At 43.6% G+C, this 22,565-nt stretch carries 19 protein-coding genes; 12 read left to right on the top strand and 7 right to left on the bottom strand.

Translation table 11 applies throughout. The features are described from left to right. Positions 1-16: 16 nt before the first annotated feature. Positions 17-1,384 (bottom strand): alpha-amylase family protein, encoded by a 1,368-nt coding sequence (locus AACV32_RS12475; protein WP_170895194.1) that lies wholly within the window; start codon positions 1,382-1,384, stop codon positions 17-19. Positions 1,385-1,656: 272 nt separating this feature from the next. Between AACV32_RS12475 and AACV32_RS12470 the strand changes: the two genes are divergently transcribed. Further along, complete coding sequence (locus AACV32_RS12470) at positions 1,657-2,337, top strand: DsbA family oxidoreductase (RefSeq protein ID WP_013867994.1); 681 nt, start codon at positions 1,657-1,659, stop codon at positions 2,335-2,337. Between the two features lie 100 nt (positions 2,338-2,437). Here AACV32_RS12470 and AACV32_RS12465 read toward each other — a convergent pair whose 3' ends face one another. Both AACV32_RS12465 and AACV32_RS12460 read right to left on the bottom strand, forming a co-directional pair. Further along, complete coding sequence (locus AACV32_RS12465) at positions 2,438-2,638, bottom strand: restriction endonuclease subunit S (RefSeq protein ID WP_170895193.1); 201 nt, start codon at positions 2,636-2,638, stop codon at positions 2,438-2,440. A 58-nt stretch (positions 2,639-2,696) separates the two neighbouring features. Next, complete coding sequence (locus tag AACV32_RS12460; RefSeq protein WP_170895192.1) at positions 2,697-4,613, bottom strand: methyl-accepting chemotaxis protein; 1,917 nt, start codon at positions 4,611-4,613, stop codon at positions 2,697-2,699. A gap of 282 nt (positions 4,614-4,895) precedes the next feature. On the opposite strand from AACV32_RS12460, the gene AACV32_RS12455 reads away from it, so the two are divergent. The 7 genes from AACV32_RS12455 (at position 4,896) to AACV32_RS12425 (ending at position 12,611) form a co-directional block, all read left to right on the top strand. After that, positions 4,896-5,852: an AAA family ATPase gene (locus tag AACV32_RS12455; RefSeq protein ID WP_170895191.1), complete on the top strand. Its 957-nt coding sequence runs from the start codon at positions 4,896-4,898 to the stop codon at positions 5,850-5,852. Positions 5,853-5,872: 20 nt separating this feature from the next. Further along, positions 5,873-6,799 (top strand): DUF58 domain-containing protein, encoded by a 927-nt coding sequence (locus tag AACV32_RS12450; protein WP_017048975.1) that lies wholly within the window; start codon positions 5,873-5,875, stop codon positions 6,797-6,799. Next, positions 6,796-7,266, top strand: a complete 471-nt coding sequence (locus AACV32_RS12445) for a DUF4381 domain-containing protein (protein WP_013867999.1) — start codon at positions 6,796-6,798, stop codon at positions 7,264-7,266. Before AACV32_RS12450 ends, AACV32_RS12445 begins: the two co-directional genes overlap by 4 nt. Positions 7,267-7,273: 7 nt before the next feature. After that, a complete protein-coding gene (locus tag AACV32_RS12440; protein ID WP_094127206.1) occupies positions 7,274-8,242 on the top strand; it encodes a vWA domain-containing protein in 969 nt (322 codons plus the stop codon). Beyond that, a complete protein-coding gene (locus AACV32_RS12435) occupies positions 8,235-10,130 on the top strand; it encodes a vWA domain-containing protein (protein ID WP_170895190.1) in 1,896 nt (631 codons plus the stop codon). The genes AACV32_RS12440 and AACV32_RS12435 overlap by 8 nt, the downstream gene beginning before the upstream one ends. Beyond that, entirely contained in the window at positions 10,124-11,776 is a 1,653-nt protein-coding gene (locus tag AACV32_RS12430; protein ID WP_170895189.1) for a BatD family protein, read from the top strand. Before AACV32_RS12435 ends, AACV32_RS12430 begins: the two co-directional genes overlap by 7 nt. Positions 11,777-11,894: 118 nt before the next feature. Further along, a complete protein-coding gene (locus tag AACV32_RS12425) occupies positions 11,895-12,611 on the top strand; it encodes an SIMPL domain-containing protein (RefSeq protein WP_026027736.1) in 717 nt (238 codons plus the stop codon). Between the two features lie 47 nt (positions 12,612-12,658). Here the strand turns inward: AACV32_RS12425 and AACV32_RS12420 are convergent, their stop codons facing one another. Then, positions 12,659-14,806, bottom strand: a complete 2,148-nt coding sequence (locus AACV32_RS12420; protein WP_170895188.1) for a GGDEF domain-containing protein — start codon at positions 14,804-14,806, stop codon at positions 12,659-12,661. A gap of 290 nt (positions 14,807-15,096) precedes the next feature. Between AACV32_RS12420 and AACV32_RS12415 the strand changes: the two genes are divergently transcribed. Continuing rightward, positions 15,097-15,579, top strand: coding sequence for a L,D-transpeptidase family protein (locus AACV32_RS12415; protein WP_088733472.1), 483 nt, complete (start codon positions 15,097-15,099; stop codon positions 15,577-15,579). A 119-nt stretch (positions 15,580-15,698) separates the two neighbouring features. Then, complete coding sequence (locus AACV32_RS12410) at positions 15,699-16,043, top strand: YajD family HNH nuclease (protein WP_010318547.1); 345 nt, start codon at positions 15,699-15,701, stop codon at positions 16,041-16,043. Positions 16,044-16,060: 17 nt separating this feature from the next. Here AACV32_RS12410 and AACV32_RS12405 read toward each other — a convergent pair whose 3' ends face one another. Further along, a complete protein-coding gene (locus AACV32_RS12405) occupies positions 16,061-16,276 on the bottom strand; it encodes a DUF3820 family protein (protein ID WP_026028221.1) in 216 nt (71 codons plus the stop codon). A 110-nt stretch (positions 16,277-16,386) separates the two neighbouring features. Next, complete coding sequence (locus AACV32_RS12400) at positions 16,387-18,342, bottom strand: LTA synthase family protein (RefSeq protein WP_038148334.1); 1,956 nt, start codon at positions 18,340-18,342, stop codon at positions 16,387-16,389. A gap of 273 nt (positions 18,343-18,615) precedes the next feature. On the opposite strand from AACV32_RS12400, the gene AACV32_RS12395 reads away from it, so the two are divergent. Beyond that, complete coding sequence (locus tag AACV32_RS12395; protein ID WP_170895187.1) at positions 18,616-19,125, top strand: cytochrome b/b6 domain-containing protein; 510 nt, start codon at positions 18,616-18,618, stop codon at positions 19,123-19,125. A gap of 350 nt (positions 19,126-19,475) precedes the next feature. Continuing rightward, a complete protein-coding gene (locus AACV32_RS12390) occupies positions 19,476-19,835 on the top strand; it encodes a diacylglycerol kinase (protein ID WP_013868010.1) in 360 nt (119 codons plus the stop codon). Positions 19,836-20,203: 368 nt separating this feature from the next. Here AACV32_RS12390 and AACV32_RS12385 read toward each other — a convergent pair whose 3' ends face one another. Continuing rightward, positions 20,204-22,204 carry a M4 family metallopeptidase gene (locus AACV32_RS12385; RefSeq protein WP_170895186.1) on the bottom strand — a complete coding sequence of 667 codons (2,001 nt, stop codon included), beginning with the start codon at positions 22,202-22,204 and terminating at the stop codon, positions 20,204-20,206. Positions 22,205-22,565: the final 361 nt, after the last annotated feature.

Genomic DNA, 22,565 nt, shown 5'->3' with positions numbered 1-22,565 from the left:
CTAACGACTCACCGTTTTATTCACCATCATTTGATAGCCGACAAAGCATCGCGCTAGAGCGAGCGGCGATATCCATGACAATCTTTTGGTTATTGGGTTGATACTGCTGCTTCGTAAACAATTCTAGCATTGGATTTGTCCAATCAATTTCAACGCGCTGACTGCGTTGAGATTTGTTCAAAACCACTATCCCTTCCTTACCGCGGCTGAACACTAACAAGTCATCGCTCGCTTCTAGCGTTTTCATTGGCAACGCATGCATTTTATTATGAAAAACAATACACGCCGCCATTTGTGGCGAACACCATGCCTCTTGCCAGCGCGGAAGACTAGCATGGTTCAGAATGCCACTGGTGTTTAAATCGGTGTAAATTAATGGCACTCCCCCATCGCGACCAAGAATGTAGCTGTAGGCGATATTTTCTAAGGCTTCATCCATGACGAGGTCGGCAAACACAGCGTTGTTGGGGATATCATGCGTAATGGTGAACGTAATCGCTCGGTTGTTGGAAAGCGCCTGACCAAAACAATAAGGGTCAATCAGCCATTTCAGGCTACCTTTTGTTTGTAACGCATCGTATACCGTTTGAAATAGTGGAAAATCATAAGCACCCAACTTGGTTTCTTGCAGATAAGGCTCGAGAAAAAGTTGGTACTCTTCTTTGGTTGCACCGCCATCAGTAATGATCTCGCCAAAAGTATGCATGCCTTGCGTAATGTCATCGGCCCATACTTTCTTCAAATGCTCAATAGACATATGCTTAGCAGCATCAATTCGAAATCCTTTGACTCCTAACGCTTTCAACGCCCTTAAATAAGCCTGTTGTTGTACAACCACATGTTCATTATCACGCAACGTGGGTAGGCCCGGATCATGCGCCCCTCCAGTAATGCGGCCATTTTGCACTTGCCAACGATCCTTCCAATCTTTTATGCCAAACGCTTCCACAAAGTCATCTTTATCAAAGAGTGGCTGGGTCAGATCACCAAAGAGGCGCAACGCTTGGTACTCATCGCTTTTATTCTGGTAGGAAGCTAAGTCTTGTGCGCTCGGGTATTGTAAATCCAAACGCAATTTGGATTCGTTGGCCATATGGTTGAACACTACATCGGCATAAATTCGCAAGCCTAATGCGGTTAAGGTTTCAACCATCTGTTTAAAATCATGGGTATTGCCCAGTTGATTATCAATGATGCGATAATCTTGCGGCTGGTAACGTTGCCACCATTTTGTACCTTGAGCGGTTTTGAACGATTTCATCGGCGGTGAAATCAACACCGTTTTATAACCCAGTTGGAAAATTTGCTCTGCACGCTCAGCGACTAAACGATACGGCCAATCAAAAGCATGCAAAATCACATCGGTTGGTTGAACATTTGTCATACGTCAATGTCCCTGTTCATCATGGTTAACTCACAAGTTGAAAGAGGCGAAACCTCACAATACGTCACTTGTTTCTCAAAGCGCAGTTTAATTCTCTGCATTTAACGTTTTTAGAGTATAGAGAGCGTTTCAGCAATTCCATCAGCCTTATTGCAATATTGTTTGTATGAGAGAAAAGGCGTAGAGCGATAAAAAAGCGCCTAGCTTTCCAAAGGGCTACACAACAAGTCACAGTTTATGCTGATAATCTCGCTATAATTAAGGTCAGTGAATTGCCAATCGCGGTAGGGAAGAAAATGAAAAAACTACGCATTGATATCGTGTCAGATGTTGTCTGCCCTTGGTGCATCATTGGCTATAAGCGGTTAGAGCAAGCGCTGCTGGCTCTCAGCGATACGATCGATGCAGACATCCATTGGCACCCTTTTGAACTCAACCCTGCTATGCCTATAGGTGGTGAACACCTACAGCAACATTTAGCCAAAAAATATGGCACGTCGATAGAAGCAAGTTTACAAGCACGCCAAACCCTCAGCGCCCTAGGGCAAGAAGTCGGCTTTCAATTCAACTTTAGTGACGACATGCGTATTTATAATACCCGTAAAGCGCATCAATTATTAATGTGGGCGAATAGCCAAGGAAAACAATTAGAGCTGGAAATGGCACTATTTCGTGCTTATTTCACTTTCGGGCAAGCCTTAGATGACGATGATGTATTGCTCGACCTAGTACAGAGCCTTGGTTTAGACAGAGAAATCTGCCGCGCAGTTTTAACTGATGAGTCGTGGGCGAAAACCGTTTCTGTCACAGAGCAGCAGTGGTTAGAGGCAGGAATTCAAGCTGTGCCAGCCTTGATCATTGAGCAACGCCATCTTATCTCAGGCGCGCAAACGACAGAGATCCTTCAACAGGCACTCGAAGATATCGCGCAACAGCTTCCTATGACTCAATAACGTTTTCTGATAAAAAAGGGCACCACTACTGTGTGCCCTAAATACTATTGTGTACTCTAAATAAACTTGTGTGCTCTAAATTAAATAAAGTGGGTTTGAATTAATGGACGGGGGTATCCGTTTCTGTAAAGAATTGTCCAAAATGCTTTTCCAGCACTTCTGGCGTCAGCTTGCCTTCCGCTTCTAGCTGCTTAAGCTCAGCCACAATCACTTTTTGCTCTTCCAACGAAGGCAGTTTCACTTCAGGTTCACCCGCCACCTGTTGCGACAATTGTGCTAACTCTTTTTCGAAATCACTCATTTTACTTACCTAAACATAAACATAATGGGGGAAGTGTACCGATTTCCCCCTCATGATTCTAGAGCTTAAAGCTACCCACCATTTTATCTAAACGGCCAGACAGATCACGCAGCTCTTGGCTCGCTTCTGCCAACTCTTCTGCGGTGCTGGTGGTCACTTCATTGATGGCGTTGATCTCTTCTATATTTTGATTGATTGTGTGCACCACCGTTGATTGTTCCTCAGTCGCCGTGGCAACCTGAGTGTTGCGATCGGAAATATCGTGGATCCTGTTTGAAATATTCACTAAAACGTTCACCGCTTCATCGGAAGCGTCAACCCCTTCCTGTGTAACAGCCTTACCGGAAGACATCGCCGAGACCGCATCTTTTACATCGTTTTGTAATTGATTGATCATCTTTTGAATTTCTTCCGTTGAAGAGGCCGTGCGGCTGGCCAAATTGCGTACTTCGTCTGCCACCACAGCAAAACCTCGGCCTTGCTCTCCAGCTCTCGCCGCTTCAATTGCAGCGTTTAATGCCAGCAAGTTGGTTTGTTCAGAAATACCACGGATAACACCTAAAATAGAGCCAATGTCTTGGGTGGTCGATGCTAGCTGCTCCACCACTTTACCCGTATTTTCGATATCCGCGGCTAAACGACTGATGGCATCTTTGGCTTTGCTTACCACTTCACGTCCTACTTCAGTGTTATCAGCCGCGTGATTTGCTGTTTCAGCTGCCGTCGCCGCGTTAGAAGCAATTTCACTGATAGTGGCCCCCATTTGATTGATCGCCGCCACCACTTGTATAGTTTGGTCACGCTGTTCTTGGCTATTGTCATGAGTTCGCGTCGATTTTTCCGACACCCGACCCGCCGCCGACTGCAATGCATGACTGGTAGAAGCAACTTCTTTCATCGATTGATGAATCTTCTTAATAAAACCGTTGAAGCCCGCTGATAATTGAGCGATTTCATCGCGGCCCAATACCTCAATCCGTTGCGATAAATCACCATCGCCTTTACCTAAATCGGTAAAGCGTTGTGCAATCTGTTTAATTGGGTTAGCAATACTATTCGCGAGAAAAAGGCCCATCAAAATAAACAAACCCGCCACAGCTAAGGTTGTGAACAACATTTTTTGCGCAACGGCATTTAATTCGGCGAAGACTTCCGACACAGGTACTGAACCAATCACAAACCAGTCCATCGATTTCACGTAGACACTAGCGACAAAAACATCTTGGTTTTGATAGGTTGTCGAAATCAGGTTGAAGCGGCTTTTATTCAATAGTTGGTTTGCGTTTGAGCCGTACAATTGTGTTAATGAGGCTTTAGCTTTCTCTTTTTGGCGATGGATTTGCACTTCCCCTTTCGAGTTGGTCAAAAAGACAAAACCTGTGTCCTCGATTTTAAATCCATTGAGCAGGTTCACCATGTCATCCATTGATTTCGACAAACCAGACATCGTATCGCCACTGACATTTTGATAGTTGGCAAACATTTTCACTTCGCCACTTGCCTCTTGGAACATACTGACCATGGTCTTTTGTCCCGATTGCGTAAAACCAAAAAACCAGCCATCTTGCTGTTGATTAAGCTGACGCAGAAAACCATTTTGGTTCCAGTAATACGCCGTTTTTCGGTTAGCCACAGAAGCATCATTTAACGAATATTGATCGCGTACATTATTGAGCTGCTTAATCAGCATCGCCTCTGCGTCAGCATTAATATCGGTCGTCTGAACGGCTTGCTTGATGAATTCATTATTGGCTAGTTGCTCAGCAGAAAAGAGCAATTGCGATACTTCTCGATCTATCTGGCTACTGATTTGATCAAGTAACGAGGGAAGTTCGATATCAATTAATCGGTGCTCCAGTACCTCTCGAGCTTGACGCTGCGCCATTACACCAACGATAACCGTCGAAGCGAGTACCGCGAACGTAATTCCTAATACAACCTTTTGCTTAATACTCATCGAATTAAGTTTGAACATTATTTGCGCTCTTTATTATTGGCTTGTCATGAATAACTTTTTTGTATCGGCAACAAACCCTCTCTCTTGAGAAATTTATCGATAGAATCGATTTATCTTCACGTAGAATGTGATCATGGCCAACAATGGTTGTTCCTAAGCATAGTCGAGTGTGGTGACCAAACATTCTTTCGTTTCGCCAAATGGATAATAATTCGCCAATCAGTTGATGCATCACACTTTTCATGGAACTTTTCGAATCAATAAATTACTAATTCAGCAAAACAGCAGGAGACCCATTCAATGCCATCGCACGCGTTTCAATCGCTACAACACTATTTAAATCAGCAAGTCATAGGCCAGACAGGTTTGGTTAAGCAGTTATTAGTTGCACTTCTTGCTGATGGGCACATTTTGGTCGAGGGGCCTCCTGGCCTTGCAAAAACCCGTGCTGTGAAATCACTCGCCGATTGCATTGAAGGTGATTTTCATCGAATTCAATTTACGCCAGATCTACTCCCTGCCGATTTAACCGGTACCGATATCTTCCGCCCTGAAACGGGGGAGTTCACCTTTCAAGCGGGCCCAATTTTTAACTCATTAGTGTTGGCTGACGAAATCAACCGCGCTCCAGCCAAGGTACAAGCTGCAATGCTCGAGGCGATGGCCGAAAAACAGATCACGGCAGGTCGAAAAACCTACCCGTTACCTGAACTTTTTTTAGTAATGGCTACCCAAAACCCGATCGAGCAAGAGGGTACTTATCCTCTACCCGAAGCGCAGTTGGATCGTTTTTTATTGCATTTAAATGTTGATTATCCAGACGCTGAAAATGAACTCGCCATTTTACGTTTGAACCGCGGGGAAGCGCAGGGAATTGAGAAAGTCTCTCCGCCAACATTAAGCCAAAGCGATATTTTCAGTGCTCGGCAAGCAGTGCTGAACATTCACATGGCCGAACCTATTGATCAATATATTATTCGCCTGATCATGGCAACGCGTAAACCCGCAGACTACGATGCCACGTTAGCACAATGGCTAGAGATGGGCGTCAGCCCGCGAGCAACCATCGCTCTTGATCGATGCGCTCGCGCTCATGCATGGCTCAGTGGGCGTGATTTTGTCAGCCCTGAAGATGTTCAAGCGATGGTATTTCCGGTTTTGCGCCACCGTCTATTATTGAGCTACCAAGCACAGGCTGAGGGCGTACATCCCAACCAAGTTATCACTCACTTACTGTCACTGGTTGGTAGTGCTTAGCACTAAGACTAAGGTTTACTATGCAAGAGTCACTTCCACCGTTTAGTACGGGTGTCACACTTTCATTGGCTGAACTGTTGCCTTACAAGCAGCACGCTATTCGCTGGCTGCCACCTGCTAAAAGTTTATGGGCGCAAGTATTGGGGCAGCATCAGAGCAAGCAACTCGGCCGAGGAATGGACTTTGCTGAGGTCAGGCAATACCAAGCAGGAGATGATATTCGGACCATCGACTGGCGCGTTACTGCGCGTACGGGAAAGCCTCATACCAAACTGTTCAGTGAAGAACGAGAAAAACCCGTCATTCTTTACGTTGATCTGAGCCGCTCTATGCAGTTTGGATCGCAGTTAATGCTCAAATCAGTGCAAGCGGCGCACATGGCAAGCTTGCTCAGTTGGTTAAGCATTGCCAATAAGGACCGAGTGGGCGCGGTGATTGATACTGGTTCGACACTGGTTGAGTTAAAACCGACTAGCCGCCAAAAAGGGCCATTACAGCTGTTGCAACAGTTAGTGACACTACAAAACCAACAGCTGCTGGAGCTTGATAAAACGAAATCACACAGCATGCAGCGCGGCCTAACTGCGTTGAATCGTTTGTGTCCTAAAGGCAGTGAAGTGATTTTGATCAGTGACTTCGTCCATTTCAATGCCACATTACAACCAATACTCAACCAATTGCAGCGACATAATCGTGTAAAAATTGTGCACATTTACGATCCATTAGAGCAAGGAGAGACCCAATTTCGCGGTGTAGAACGCGTAACCGATGACCAACAGACGAGCTGGCTCAACTTTTCGAAAAATAGTACGCGCTTAGGGTTAAAAAAAGCCTTTGAATCTCAAAAAGAAAAACTAAAATCATTGAGTCAAACTATGGCAATTTCTTATACCTCACTCTCTAGTGAGAAACCTTTGTTGCAACAACTATCCGGATATAAAGAATGAAGGAATCATCAATAGCTACACTTTTAGATTTAAGCGCGATGCAACTGCCTGAGCTACCCTCTTGGTTTCCCTTGGCTTGGGGATGGTGGGCAAGCGCGGCGGGCATACTGCTCTGTCTGCTGATTCTGGTGTTAGCCATTCGTTGGCGTCGTAAACGCTTAGCCCCGAAAAAAACGGCGCTGCGTTTACTCAACCCCCAATTTGGGCATTTAACTCCTTCTTCAGCGATTGAGCTACTTCGTCAAGCCGCGCTTTGTTACTACCCTCGAATGGAAATCGCACATCTTACCGGCAAAGAGTGGTACACCTTTTTAGATTCACAAATTTCTTACCCTCTTTTTGTTCCCAATGAAACATTGTGGCAGCAAGCGTTATACCAAAAGCAGAAAACAGAAAACAGTCAAGAGCTGATTAATCACTGCTATCAATGGGTTAATGATGCTTTGCCGCCTAAAAAACGGAGATAGCTAGGCTTTGGCAAATATAGAGTTATTGTGGTGGTGGATGCTATGTCTGCTGCCACTCCCGCTGGTCGTTTATCGATTCTTACCACCAGCAAAAGAAAGGGCAGCGATTCACCTGCCCTACCTTCCTAAAGATAATCAGCGTCAAGCACCAAACCAGATCATCGCTAAAATCATTGCGAGCGTTATTTGGTGCTTAGTATTGATCGCCGCAGCCCGTCCAGTGTGGTTTGGCGACCCGGTTATTGCTCAGCCCAAACACCGAGATCTGATGCTGGTGGTTGACCTCTCTGACTCCATGAGCCAAGAAGATATGCTGCTTGGCGATCAGTACATTGATCGTTTGAGCGCCGTTAAAAATGTGCTCTCTGATTTTATTGACAAGCGCGAAGGTGATCGCCTTGGGTTAGTCTTATTTGCCGATCACGCCTATCTACAAACGCCTCTGACTCTGGATAGAAACACCATTCGCCAGCAGCTTAATCAAGCCGTCCTTAAGCTGATCGGCACCCAAACCGCCATTGGTGAAGGGATTGGGCTTGCGACCAAAACGTTTATCGATAGTGATGCCCCACAGCGGGTGATGATTTTACTCAGCGATGGCAGCAATACCGCTGGCGTGCTCGACCCAATCGAAGCTGCGAAAATTGCCCAAAAATACAATGCCACCATTTACACAGTCGGTGTTGGCGCTGGCGAAATGATGGTCAAAGAGTTTTTTATGACTCGAAAAATCAATACCGCGGAAGATTTAGATGAGAAGACGTTAACACAAATAGCGACCATGACTGGTGGCCAATATTTTCGCGCACGAAATAGCCAAGATCTGGCCAAAATATACGACACCATTAATCAATTAGAACCCATAAGCCAAGCAAGCCAAACTTGGCGTCCACAAAGCGAATGGTTTGGTTATCCGTTGGCGATAGCGCTCGCGCTTTCTGTACTCTTAGCGCTACTAAGGAGAAATCATGTCTGAGTTTGTTTTTCTTACACCTTGGTGGTTAACCGCACTATCCCCCTTAGCACTACTGCTGGGCTGGTTCACTCTGCGTGCCAAACGACACTCTTTGATAGCACCTCATCTGGCTAAGGCGATGGGTTTGAGCGATAAAAAGCATAACGCGACCATTGTGATCATCAGCATCAGTTGGCTGCTCGCAGTACTGGCGCTAGCTGGTCCGAGTTTTGAATCTCAAACACGCCCCAGTTACAGCAATAGTAACGCGCGCGTATTAGTGATGGACATGTCACTATCGATGTACGCTACTGATATAAAACCCAACCGCTTAACGCAAGCGCGTTATAAAGCGCTCGACTTACTCACACAATGGCAAGAAGGTAGTACAGGGCTTGTCGCCTATGCTGGTGATGCCTATACCGTTAGCCCATTAACCACCGACACCGCAACCCTAAGCAACTTAGTGCCCAATCTATCGCCCGATATTATGCCCTACCCCGGCGCAGATGCGGCTCGCGCGGTTCAATTAGCCATCGACATGATGAAAAATGCCGGCCTTGCACAAGGTGACATTGTGTTATTGACCGATGACATCGACTCACAAGAGCAAGCTCAGATTGAAACACAGCTTACCAATACGCGTTGGAAATTAGTGATCTTAGGCATTGGTACACAAGCGGGCGCGCCTATTACGCTCAGCGATGGCAGCTTACTGAAAAATGCACAAGGGCAGACCGTGGTGGCCAAGACCAACTTTGCCAATATGCAGTCGCTCGCGCAGAATATAAATGGATTATTTACGCCAATCAGCTTAGACAATAGCGATGTTGCAATGATCGCTAAGCTAGACCAAAACGAACAACCACACAGTACAACCAAGAGTCAACAAATGGTGAAAGAGCGCGTTAACAATGGCTATTGGTTAGTGCTGATCCTCATTATCCCGTGTTTGCTTTTGTTTCGCCGTAGCGTCATTTTTTCTTTGTTACTGCTCTTCATCCCTACACTGCACAGCAATAGTGTACAGGCTTCACCTTGGCTAAATAGCAATCAACAAGCCAAAAAAGCGTTTGATGCAAAGGAGTATCAAGCGGCCAGTGAACAATTTACAGACTTAGAGTGGAAAGGCATCGCTCAATATCAGGCTGGAGAATATCAGGCAGCGGTGGAGACCCTCTCTCAACTGCCACAAGACAGTGTGCGAGTGCAATACAACTTGGCCAACGCCTACGCGCAAAATGGAGAATTGGAAAAGGCCCAAACCTTGTATGAAGAGGTGTTAAAACGCGACCCAAACCATAAAGATGCTCAGCATAATTTGGAAATCGTAAAAAAAGCACAGCAACAGCAACAGCAACAGCAACAGCAACAGCAACAGCAACAGTCTGGTGAGCCTTCTGATCCAAATCAAGATCAAAATCGGTCGGAAAATAAAAATAATGAACAGAATAAAAATAATGAACAGAATAAAAACGATGCACAACAACAAGATGGCGAACAAACCGGAGATAAACCTGACGACCAAAGCGATGGCTCACCGCAAGATGACGGCTCTCAGTCTTCGCCTCAATCGGCACAAAGTAAAGATGAGCAAAGTGAGCGATCCAAGGCCAACACGGCGGATGAATCGCCTGCCTCTCAACAGCCGACTGAAGCGACTCAAACAAATGAATCAATGAACAACGAAGATGAGGTCAGTAACAAAGAAGCCTCTGAACAGCAAACACAAAAGCAATCGCAACAGCAAGGCGATAGCCAAACCGTTGACCCGCAACTTCGTAAGCTAGAACAAGTCGAAAGTGCACGAGATCCTAGTGGCTTACTCAAAGCACAATTGTTGCTACAAGCAAGACAACGGCAAGAAGACCAAGCACAACCTCCACAAAATAACAGCAAGAAGTGGTAAGTATGAAATCGATCAAGCGTTCATTTTGGGCTGCGATTATCAGCCTAGTTTCTGTTGCTCTACTGAGCTCGGCCGCTAACGCGGCTGCACTTTACGCCAGCGTCAGTAAAAATAAGGTCGCGAAAAATGAAGTATTCCAATTACGAATTGTTGCCGATGAAAAAGTATCGACCGATGCGATCGACTTTAAGGTGTTAGAAGGCGATTTTTTTCTCGGCCGCCCAAGTTTTGGTACTTCGGTGAACATCATCAATGGCGATCGCAGCACGCGCAGTGAATGGAATGTATCGTTGGCAGCCAACAAACTCGGCATACTGACCATTCCTAGTTTTAGCGTCAATGGGGCAACTACTCAACCGATCGCGATTCAAGTTATCGCTGATGGTGAAGCGCCCAAGCAATCTGACCTTGTTGAAATACAAGCCGATCTAGAACGTAGCAAACTCTACCCGAGTGAAAGCACTTTTCTCAATGCTCGCCTAATCATCAAAGCTGACCCAAGAAGGCTGCAAAATCCACAAATTACACCACCCGCTGTACAAGGATTAGAACTGACGACCGAGGGAGAAGCTAACCAATACCAAAGCTTATTGGATGGGGTTGAAGTCACCGTTGTAGACCAAAAATTTAGAGTCACGGCCCAAGAGGCAGGAACTTTCACGTTATCCGGCCCTGCGTTTAAAGCTGGCCTCATCTATGGTAACAACCAAACGGGCAGCACCCGCTTGCTGCAAGTCGATATTCCGGCCAAAACCTTTTCGCTCACCGTACTGCCGAAACCAGATAGCTATCAAGGCACTTGGCTACCTACACCAAAACTAACACTCAACCAAACGTGGCGAGATGCCACAGGGCAGATCATCACCGCCGAGAGCTTTAAAACCAAAGTAGGTGAATCGTTGACTCGTGAATGGATTCTGACAGTGAAAGACCTTACGCAGACGCAGTTGCCTAACCTCTCAGTGCAATATCCAGACTCAATTCGGCTCTATGCTGAAAAGCCTCAGTTTAAAAGCTTAGATAATGGCGATGTGCAAATGACGCTAAAACAAGTACTCATCCCAAAAACCGTCGGTAAGGTTGAGCTAGCGGATCTCTCCGTCAGTTGGTGGGACACCAAAAACGAATCTCAGCAAAGCGCGCAAGCCAAAGGATTAAAGCTAGAGGTTTCGCCAGGTGAATTACTCAACCCATCCACCTCTGTGCTGACACCACCAACAGTACAAACCGTCACCATTAAAGATGCAGGATACTGGCCCTACTTTACCGCATTTTTTGCACTGTTATGGATGGCTACTATGGTCGTTGCTTGGTCATTTCGTAACGCGCCACAGACAGCAGCACTGGGAACCAACGCTCATCATCAACCGCTTGAAGGCCACCCATATCAACAGTTAAAAGAAGCGGTACAAAGCCAAGATGGTGCCAAAATCAGCTATTACTTCACCCTCTGGCGCGATTCAGTCATATTAAGTGATGAAGAGAAAACCGCACTAGATGCACAAGTCAACCAGCAACTTAAAACTTTGTACGCACCTCAGAAAAGTGATTGGGATGGCTCAGCGTTAATCTCTATGATTGATGCCATTCAAAAAAAGCAAACTAAGCGCCAGAATAAAAAGTTAGAATCTCTGGCAAAACTCTAACCGAAAATAGCTGTCGAAATCACAATATCAAATCTAAGGTGTGTTGTTATATCCAAACGACTAGCCGCTGTGACTTCAAGTCATTTTGGGACTGTTGCCAACAAAAGGAAAACAAGGCATGCAAATAAAAAGTAGCGCTTCATTGATCATCGGTTTGAGTTTAATACTCGGGCTCGCAACCCTCGGTTACTTTGTGCAGCAAACGGCTGTGAAATATAAAGAGTATGAGCGCGTGGTGACCGTTAAAGGATTATCAGAGCGAGAATATCCCGCCGACACCGTTGTTTGGCCGATCCAATTTAGTGTGGCCGATAATGATTTACCCACCATGTTCAACACGATTGAAAAACAGAGCCAACTGGTTACCGCATTTTTAGCTCAACAAGGCATTGATGAAAAAAGTGTCTCGCTATCATCGCCAGCGGTGATCGACAAAAAAGCACAGCAGTATGGTGGAGAAAATTTAGTCGAGTTTCGTTATTTAGCGAACCAAACCATTACGGTGTACAGCAATCAAGTTGACCTAGTGCGCGAGGCCATTAATAAGCTCGGCAATTTAGGAAAACAAGGCATCGTTTTTAATCAAGATCCTTACAACAACCGCGTTGATTATTCATTCTCTGGACTGAATGAAATCAAACCCGACATGATTGAAGAAGCGACCAAACAGGCAAGAGAAGTCGCAGAGAAATTTGCCAAAGATTCGCAAAGCTCACTTGGCAAGATTAAACGTGCTTCACAGGGACAATTTAGTATTGTGGATCGTGATAACAATACTCCTTACATCAAAAAAGTACGCGTCGTTTCAACGGTTGAATATTACCTCTCAGACTGAGTAATCTGCTGTTCTCATTATCCTTGTCATGACTCGCCGCGCCAACACTATGAATTTGGCGCGGCGACTTTATCACTTCGAGTATGGTGTTTTTGCTCAGAGTAACCAACGACTTGGTTTCTGCCATTATCTTTTGCTTGGTAAAGTGCCTTATCCGCTTTGCTGTACATCTCCTCAAACTTAAGTTCACTGGGAAGGTACTGAGCAATAGTGTAACCAATCGAGACACTTAAGCAGTCACCATCAGGGTTCTCACTATGTTCAATCTGCTCTCGTTCAATACTAAAGCATATGCTTTCAGCCAACGCTTTCACTTCTGCTGCATCACGGTTGGCCACCAACAATATAAATTCTTCACCACCAATTCGGCAAAAGAGTTCATTCTCTGCCTGAGCATGTTGGTTAAGAATATGGCCAATACGAATCAAAGCAATATCCCCTTCCAAGTGACCGTAGTAATTATTAAATAAACCAAAGTGATCAATATCAAGCAAAATTAAACCATAACTTACGGTCTCCGTTTGTACTCTCGAACCGATGCGTTCCAATAAATGAGCTAACATCCGACGATTTCCAAGGCGAGTTAATGGATCCATTTTGGCCATTAAGTCCAGTTTGTCGTTCACTTTTTGTAACTCATAGGTACGGTTACGCACCTCAATTTCTAAATTCTCATTCAGTTCACTGATCGCCTGCTGAGCACTGGTGCGCATCAATACTTCGGTTAAATTAGAGGCGAACATGCGGATCACTTCTCGCAGTTGTGAGGTCAGTGGTGAGCGGCGGATCAAATTGTCCGCAGCAATAAAAGCAATAGGTTCGCCATTGTTGGTAAGCATGGTCATGGCTGTCCAGCCAAAACCAACAATGTTGCTGTCATGATAAATAGGGACTGACTCTTCAAACACCACCTCATTGGGGTTGGCTTTGGCCATATCAACAATCATATTATTGGTGGTCCCAGAACGAAAATACGATTCATCCACAATGTTGCCTTGGATATCGGTTCCCCACGTTCCTTGAATGTACGAGCAGTGTTTATCGGTCAAAAAAACTGCCATCCGATCAATGCCCATGCGGTTAATCGCAAAACTGACCGCCGATTTGCACACGTCACTCACCGTCATACAACGTGACAGTTCAACCATGCTCGCATGCAACATGCGAACATTTTGCTCCTGACGCTTGCGAATATAAATTTGCGCAAGCAATGAACCAAAAGATTCCAACATCTGCTTTTGGTATTCAGTAATGGGCTGTCGATTAATGTAGTTATCAATCGCGATCCAACCAATGGTTTCATTACCATCACGTAGGATTAACATCCCATTCCACCCTTGTCCTACCACATTGCCCGCCGTGTATAGAGGGGCATCGTCGATCAGCACCAAACTTTTAGTATCATCAGAAAGACCGCTTAAATAACTTTCTTCTAGCTGGTGCAAATCGTATTGGGTATGGTGTTCGCTCACCGTTTTTCCGCTTTCATCCGTACCATAAGTTCCGCTAAAACAACGTTTTTTCATATCAAGAACTAAAAAAGCGGCTCGATCAAATCCTAAGCGTGTTTTCGTTACATCAACGGCCGCTCTGTGCAGCGCATCTAAATTGTCTGGGTTAGCCAGTTCAATCGCTAATTGATGAACCAGCTTCATATTATCAATGAACATTTCGCGCTGTTTAATTTCATCCAAATACTTTGCTTCGCGGATATCTCTATTTTTAAACTCCTTTGCCGCTTCTGATTCCGCGCGAAGACATTGCCAACGAGCCGCAATCAGTTGTATACAATCGAGCTCTCCGGATTCTGTTTTCGCATGAATGTTGACGTTATCAATTGCCTCAAGCAGCAAATAGGTTCTTAAATCAGGGTGGTTATCTAACATAAAAAGATAAGACTCACCGCCCATCACACTACGGTAGTCCCAATTGCAGGTGTTGATCGCTAGTGGAATTAGACCATCAGAGGTGTCAAATTGTGCGGCCCAATTCCAAAAGGTATTTGGATAATTTTGCAGAGCAGTCGGTAAGTTGTACTCAAATAATGACTCATGGCGCTTGTTTAATGTTGGTGCATGAAAGATCCGCATTGATTTTGGAGAAATGAAACTTTGAAGAAAATCAAACGTTGCTTCCGCGAGCATACGGTGGCTGCGAGCAGAAGAAATCTGTTTGAGTAAAGTACGAGAAAACATATGAGCGGCCTGACATTGTAATAATTTTCATTGCAAAATTAGACAAAAGATCATGTGCAATCAAACTCTTAAGAAAGTCACTGTTAAGTCGGCCGCAAATTTGCACTCTATGTTTTTACATCCTAGAGTTAACCTACATTTTTGAGATTCTGTTTCCATTTATTACATGGTTAACCCTATTATTTTTAGCATTGTCTTATTTACAAGACACCATTGACAACTAGCCACGTTCATTCTTCCGCTGCATAATGTCTCTCTTTTTGCCACCTTATCAGTACTGACACTCGCTTATGACCCGATACTTTAGGCTACTTTTGTTTCTATGTTTTTCACTCAACAGCGCAGCGGCTGAGATTGATCTGGTCAAAGTGGATAAATCTAAACGTCGCATGTACTTAATCTCGGGACAGCAGATCATTCAAGAGTATCGAATTGCCTTGGGTAAAGAACCCAAAGGACATAAACAGCAAGAAGGCGATCAACGCACCCCAGAAGGTCGATACTATCTTGAAGCTATCAGTAATGATTCTGGCTATTATCGTTCGATTCATATCAGTTACCCGAATCATCAAGATAAAGTGCATGCACAGCGCTTAAGCATCAATCCCGGTGGTGATATAAAAATCCATGGTCTAAAAAATGGCGACAAGCAACGACCAGAATATGTGCAAAGTTTTGATTGGACTAATGGGTGTATTGCACTGACTAACTCAGAAATGGATGAATTTTTGAGCCTAGTCAAAGAAGGCACGCCGATTGAGATTGAGTGGTAAAAGTGACTTACGCTAAGGTGTGAGGGAGTGCATTAAAATAAATCACACAAACTTTGATTAGCGCAGATTTTTGGTTTTTAATATCGAAAAAGTATTTTTAATCAATGGTTGGAATTAACATGTCGTCAGATTTTTATGGTTCAAGTGCCAATTATGCTCGTAAAGAGAGCGGTTACCGAGAAAAAGCACTTAAACTTTACCCTTGGGTGTGTGGCAATTGCGCGCGTGAATTTGTTTATTCAAATTTACGGGAATTAACTGTGCACCACAAAGATCACGATCACACAAATAACCCTGAAGATGGCAGTAACTGGGAACTTTTATGCCTCTATTGTCACGATCATGAGCACTCTAAATATTCAGACCACGACCGATTTGGCGCTGAGCCTGTTGCGAGATTAGACGATCATCAAAGCGCGACCTATAACCCCTTTGCCGATCTCGCCAAACTGATGAAAAAATAACGCGGTTAGCCACTAGATCACATACGCTTTAGTGGCTTAACCACGCTATCCAATCCTTCAATTTTCAACGCTAAGCAAAGTTGCAGCAAACGCCCGAGCTCCCCTTCAGGGAAGCCCTTCTTATCAAACCACAGCAAATACTCTTCTGGTAAGTCGATAAGCGCTCGCCCTGCATACTTACCAAACGGCATTGGCATACGCGCAAGTTTAATCAGGTTCTCTTTTTCTAACATTTTGCGTCTCACAAACTGGCTAAACTTGTTTAAGTCCAACCAGTTTATGTTTCTCAGCCACTTTTGGGTACTGATTTATCGCATAACGCTGTAGGTGGATAAAAATATAATCAATATGAATCAGATGCAGTGTAGTAGTTTTCTTTAAACGCTAAGCTTCCCCACATAGCATTGGCATGAGCACGTTTAACCACTTCTGGATCCAACTCTTTTTCTGTCAGGGTATCTGATTTAAAATCATATTGATAAGTAGAAATACCTTGCTCAGGCCGAATAACAACCAGTTGGTTGTCTGCTGTCATATAGCCATAGTTTTTATCTCGTTGCATCATTACTCGCTGCTTCTCAGCAGGAACATCATGAGTTAAATCGAACCCAATCATTGGGTTTTGGCTACTGATACCGGCCAAAGAAAGCAGTGTGGGTGCAAGGTCAATTTGACTAACTAGACGATCGTCAATGCGGTGTTCAATGCCGCCACCAAAAATCACCGCTGGAATTCGAAAGTAATCGACTGGTACAGGCTGATTACCCTGTGTTCTAGCATCATGATCTGCCACAGCAACAAACACCGTGTTATCCCAATATGGTGACTTTTTCGCTTTTTCAATGAACTGTCCAAGCGCATAGTCTGCATATTTCACCGCATTTTCCACCGTTTGCTTTGGCTCATTATACGGTTCAATCACGTTATCAGGGTATTCAAATGGGCTGTGGTTCGATGAGCTAAAAACTAAGCTAAAGAACGGTTTACCTTCACGACTCATCTTCGTAAATTGCTGATCTGCCTTATTGTAGAGATCTCCATCTGACGCGCCCCATGAACCAACATATTTAGGCGAATCAAAAGTTGGGAAATCTTGCATATCGACAAAACCGTTACCTAAGAAGAAACTCTTCATATTGTCAAAGTGGCTTTCACCACCGTAAATAAATTGTGTGTGGTAATTTCGAGACTTTAATAAATCAGCAATTGAAAAGAAATTCGTTTGGCTTTTACCTAACTTGACCACCGAACGTGCAGGAGTCGGAGAAAACCCAGTGGTCACCGCTTCAATACCACGAACAGAACGCGTTCCCGTTGCGTACAAACGGGTGAATGCCCACCCCTCATCAATCAATTTATCGATATTGGGTGACGCATCGATACCACCAAGACGGCTAACATAACGTGCACCGTGACTTTCAAGCAAAAGGATTACGATATTTTTAGGCTGGCCTTGATAGGTCGCTTGGTGCATTGCCATGCTAGGTTGTTGTGCAGAGACAAAGTCTTTATTGTCGACATTCATGGATGCACGAATTTCTTGGACGATCTCCTCCTTATCCATTTTCGGGTAAAACTCGAAAGCACTCGCTTCAGATTTCATCTGTTTGGCAGCAAAAATCGCTGAAAATGAGGAGTTTAACGTTAAATCATTCACCAAAGGGTCACTAGAAAAAGCCACCATCGCCGGATTTAATGGACGGTGTCCCAGTGAAGAACGCGCCCCCAAAATACCAATAGCCACAACAAAAATAGCAATCAGCGGACGCCAATACCATTTAGGAAAGCTTAAGTTCGAAACAAGCTGCTTGCTCCATTTCCAACCGACAAAAAGTGTGAACGTGGAAACTACGGCACCAAGGAAAAGTTCAAATTTATAGCCACTCCAAAGCATACTGAAAACTTCTTTGGGATAAATGAGATATTCGATAAAAATTCGATTAGGTCGCAGATCGTACTCAATAATAAATGGCGGTGTTGCTGCTTCCATGTAAACAATCAACCACAAACCGCCGGTAATCCACACACGTAAAAACCAATGCCAAACCCGACCGACAGCATGATCGCCAGACAGTAGGCTAGATAACAACGCTGGTAAAATGAGCAAATAGCAAAGAGAAACAATATCAACTCGCAGACCACTTAAGAAAATGGTGAGCCATCCACCAGCATCACTCACCCGTTCAAAATGCCAGATAGCCAGTCCTAAACGAGAAACAAAAAAGATAACTAGCCCCACCACGAATACGGCAGCAATCGGATAGAGAGGCCCTAAGTAGGGTTTGATTTTATTGAGCATAAATTTCAACAACTATTAAGATTAAATGAATGATTAGATAATACGTTAAGGCATTGATAAAAGAAATAAGTTCCATTTCATTTTGTAAAACGAAAAACTATCGCCTATTTTATCTTCATGCGTTAAATGTCTTAAGTTTTTCTTAAGATTAATATGGCAAATTCCTTTATCGAACACTGACAGAATTAAGAATGGCGGGATTTATTTAGATTAATTAAACGACAGAAATCCATTTCAATCTTGATAATATAAACAAAATAGAGGAACGCTAAAATGCCTAAAACTTACAAATGGGATCTATTTGTTCGCTTGACACATTGGATTGTGGCGGGATCTTTCTTAACCAACTACCTCATAACAGAAGAAGGTAGTAAAACACACCAATGGATTGGCTATCTACTGATGATCACAATATGCCTTCGTCTCATTTGGGGTCTTATTGTCCATTCCCCTGCTCGTTTGTCTACCTTTAAGCCTTCAATACACAATGCGTTTATTCACATAAAGCAAGTTATAGAAACAAAAGAAGATCACCATGAAGGGCACAACCCAGCTGGAGCTGTTATGGTCTGGATCTTGTGGTCTGGCCTCCTCCTAACAGGATTTAGCGGCTGGGCAACACAACTGGACATGTTATGGGCAAATGACTGGCTCAGCGAATTGCATGGAGCGCTCACAAATCTAACGATGCTGGCAACGATAAGCCATATAGCCGCCATTGTGATAATGAGCCACTGGACTGACCACAATTATTTAAAAAATATGCTGTTACATAAAAAATAGAAATATGTTCATTGAACCTGAGTGCTTAGGTTCATCAGGTTTAATCGACTAAGTAACAGGGGTGTCTTTACAAAAAGATCCGTATTTAATGCTCTATTTAACTTTTAATTAGTATTCATGACTGAAGAGGCCGTCTAAATTTTAATCATTACTATGGCGATTTTTGTTAATAGGGATAACATCAACTTTGTATTATTTCAAAAAAGTGACATGGCAATGAATTTTCATATAGAAAAATAATAGATAGATACAGTATGCTACATCCGATAGCACTTTTTAATAAGATGAGAGCCAACTCAAGCTATCGACATTTTTATTATATCATTATTAACTATTAGGTTACTCACTTTATGAAACCAGGCCGTACAGGAATAAGTCGTTTATTTTACGCTACAGGTTATTCAATGAAAGGCCTTCAGGCTGCATGGAAAAATGAAGCCGCCTTTAGGCAAGAAATCGTCGCTTCTATCATTCTAATTGCGATCACTTTTTTCTTGCCGGTCAATGAATTAGAACAGTTAATGATGATCGGTAGCTTAGTGCTGATTGTCATCGTTGAGCTTATGAATTCAGCCGTGGAAGCTGTAGTTGATCGCGTAGGTAGTGAGTGGCATGAGCTCAGTGGCCGTGCGAAGGATATAGGATCAGCTGCAGTTTTGATTGCACTACTTTTTGCTGCATTTACATGGATTTTTATTTTGGTACGCTAAATGAAATGAGCGTTTGAAAATTATTCGTTTTCTTACATCGGTATTAGTTTTCTCCTAGCGCTATATTTTGCCACCGCCGTTAACTTGCTTGTTTATTCTGTAGTCGCAGAGTAAATGCTGTTCAAAAAAAGCGCCCAACCGGAGTAATGCCAGTCAGCTAAGCTGACTGGCATTACTCCGGTAAGTCTACCGAAAATTTGCACTCTATGTTTTACATCCTAAATGTTAACATACACTTATGATGTTCTGTTTCCACTTATTACATGGTTAGCCATATTAGTTCTTCCGCTGCATAAAAGCATACCGATTGAGATCGAGTGATAAAAGTGGCACTTATATATGCTCAGATAAGATTTACAGCCACTGAATTACTTACAACTGCCTTGATAATTCCAATACCAATAATTATCAAATGGCTCGGCTCCCCAATTATCTTGAATTGCAGTAAATCGATGTCCGTAGTATTGAACTTGCATACCCGTAGGGTAGTAATAAGAAGGCGACCATTCGCTCAGAGTAGTACATAAATCTTGAGGTTCGGGTGGAGCGGGTAATAAACCTTCTGCAATCACAACAAGGTGAGTATCTACAGAACGGTCAGCGCCAGTAACTAATACATAAATATCCGTTCCTTTTATACCACTAAAACCACAATATTCGTCATTAGTCTGATTACGAGAAACGCAATCAAAGTCATTCACTGATGCAGGTCTATTAATTGCTACATAAAGATCAACGTTGCCATGACCATGGTATGTATAAACTGAGGCTTCATCTGTTGAAAGATTTTTCAGAACATAATGTTGTTCATTACCATAATTAGCATCGATGATTACTGGTTTATTACTCGATAATGTAACAATGTTAGGTTCTGGTTGTGGAGTAGGCTCTGGTCGGCTTGAACCACAGTTTTGTACTTGGATCCCAACTTGAGCAAAGGCACTGCTTACGGCAGAGCTTTCATAACCGAGTTTATGTGCTGCTTTGCAAACGCCATCTGCACCTTGCTGAAAGTTTGAATTTGGTCGCCAATACAGTTGATTCGCCGTTGCATAAGCAATGAAGGCTTGCTTAATATTCCAGCCATGGCTGGTTGCAAGATGGTAAAACGCTTTGTTGAAAATCCCTGAGCTATGGTGGACGTCTATACCTTGATAATACTGGTTAATATGGTCAATCGAACTGCCGTCTCGACTTGGGCGAATGAAATAACGCATCGCGTCTGAATATTTCATCACGTGCTCACCCATCTTCCAGTTAAAGCTACCATGAACATATTCACTTAATGCTGCGGCTGCTACATCAGAAAAGGATTCATTCATCCCGCCAGACATTCCACGATACTCTAGACCTGAATTTTGCTCAGTAAAACCATGACTCACTTCATGTGCAATCACATCCCACGTCGCAAGTGGATACATTGATTGATTACCATCACCAAAGGTCATCTGACGGCCATCCCAGAATGCATTACCGTAGTTATAACCGTAATGAACACGCATAGTGAGTTTCTGCTGAATAGGTCGAGTATTGAGCCACTCCATATACATGTCAAAAACACGTTGGCCAAAATAGTGAGCGTCATTCATTGGTGCATAAGCTCCGTTAACAGCCCGATGGTTGTTGACGTGACAATCAAATTGATGGACCCATCCACCATACTCTTGATTATTCATATTGAGCGTAACAACATTAGCGCTATCCATGCGGCAGTCTTTGCTAACCTGGAAACCACCATATTTTGTATTAGCACCAAAGTAGTAGCGACCACTTTTTTGATTACCGCCTGGGCCCTCGGCTTCAATAAAAGTCAGCCCCTCCCACTCATCAAGTATTTGTCCTGATTTAGCATCGACTAAGGAGATTGGGCGAGATGGGGTCATTCCATTCTTAGAGAGAAAATCGACTTTATAGACCAAATAAGCGGTTTGCTGATCATCTATCCAAATCATCAATTCAGTCTGTGCATCCTGCACACTTGTAGCAGCAATACCTTGTAGCTTTCCTTTGGCGGCATCGATTGCTTGGTCAACATTAATCATCGGTAAAGTTGAACCAATATCTGATTCAATCCCCGTTAAGACATGGCCATCAATTGCCTTTGCAAAACCACGATTAGAAACATCTGTGACCACAAAATGACCGTAGACCGGAAGCCCATAATGGAGCTGCTGTTTACGAACGAGTGTTTCCTGTCCTACTCTAACGACATTCGCATCACGATAGCTAAGTGACCGAGAAGAAGCAGAGAATCCTTTTGTATTATTTTCGTTGATCACCTTTGAGAGATCGATTTGTGAATAGTCAATTAAATTGGCGGCCTGTACCGAAAATACGGCCGACAATAATATTAATATAATAATAGGCATAGCTTACCTTTGTCTTTTTATTGTGTATTTAAATGCATAATGCCCACCTATGTTACGGATAACTCAACTCAACAATTAAGTGCAAATAGTTTGATATATGATATTGATTCAGAATAATTTTTTATCCCCTAAAATAATGTGATCTTATTTCCAAACCAACTAGAATTAAGGCAACTCGATACGCTCAAAAATACAAACAAAAACGAAACCACCACTCCCCTTATTACGAACAAATGCGTATTTCGGAGCATTCCGAACAGCCATTTCGGTATGACCCGAACACCTATTTCGGTTTAATCCGAACGTACATTCCGCGATTATCCGAACACTTTTAAGCGAACTCCGAAATCAGCGTTCGGAA

The sequence above is a fragment of the Vibrio sp. B7 genome (assembly GCF_963888765.1).
In the GTDB taxonomy this organism is placed as follows: domain Bacteria; phylum Pseudomonadota; class Gammaproteobacteria; order Enterobacterales; family Vibrionaceae; genus Vibrio; species Vibrio anguillarum.
The sequence above is the reverse complement of the archived record's forward strand: the minus strand, read 5'-3'. Positions and strand labels throughout refer to the sequence as shown.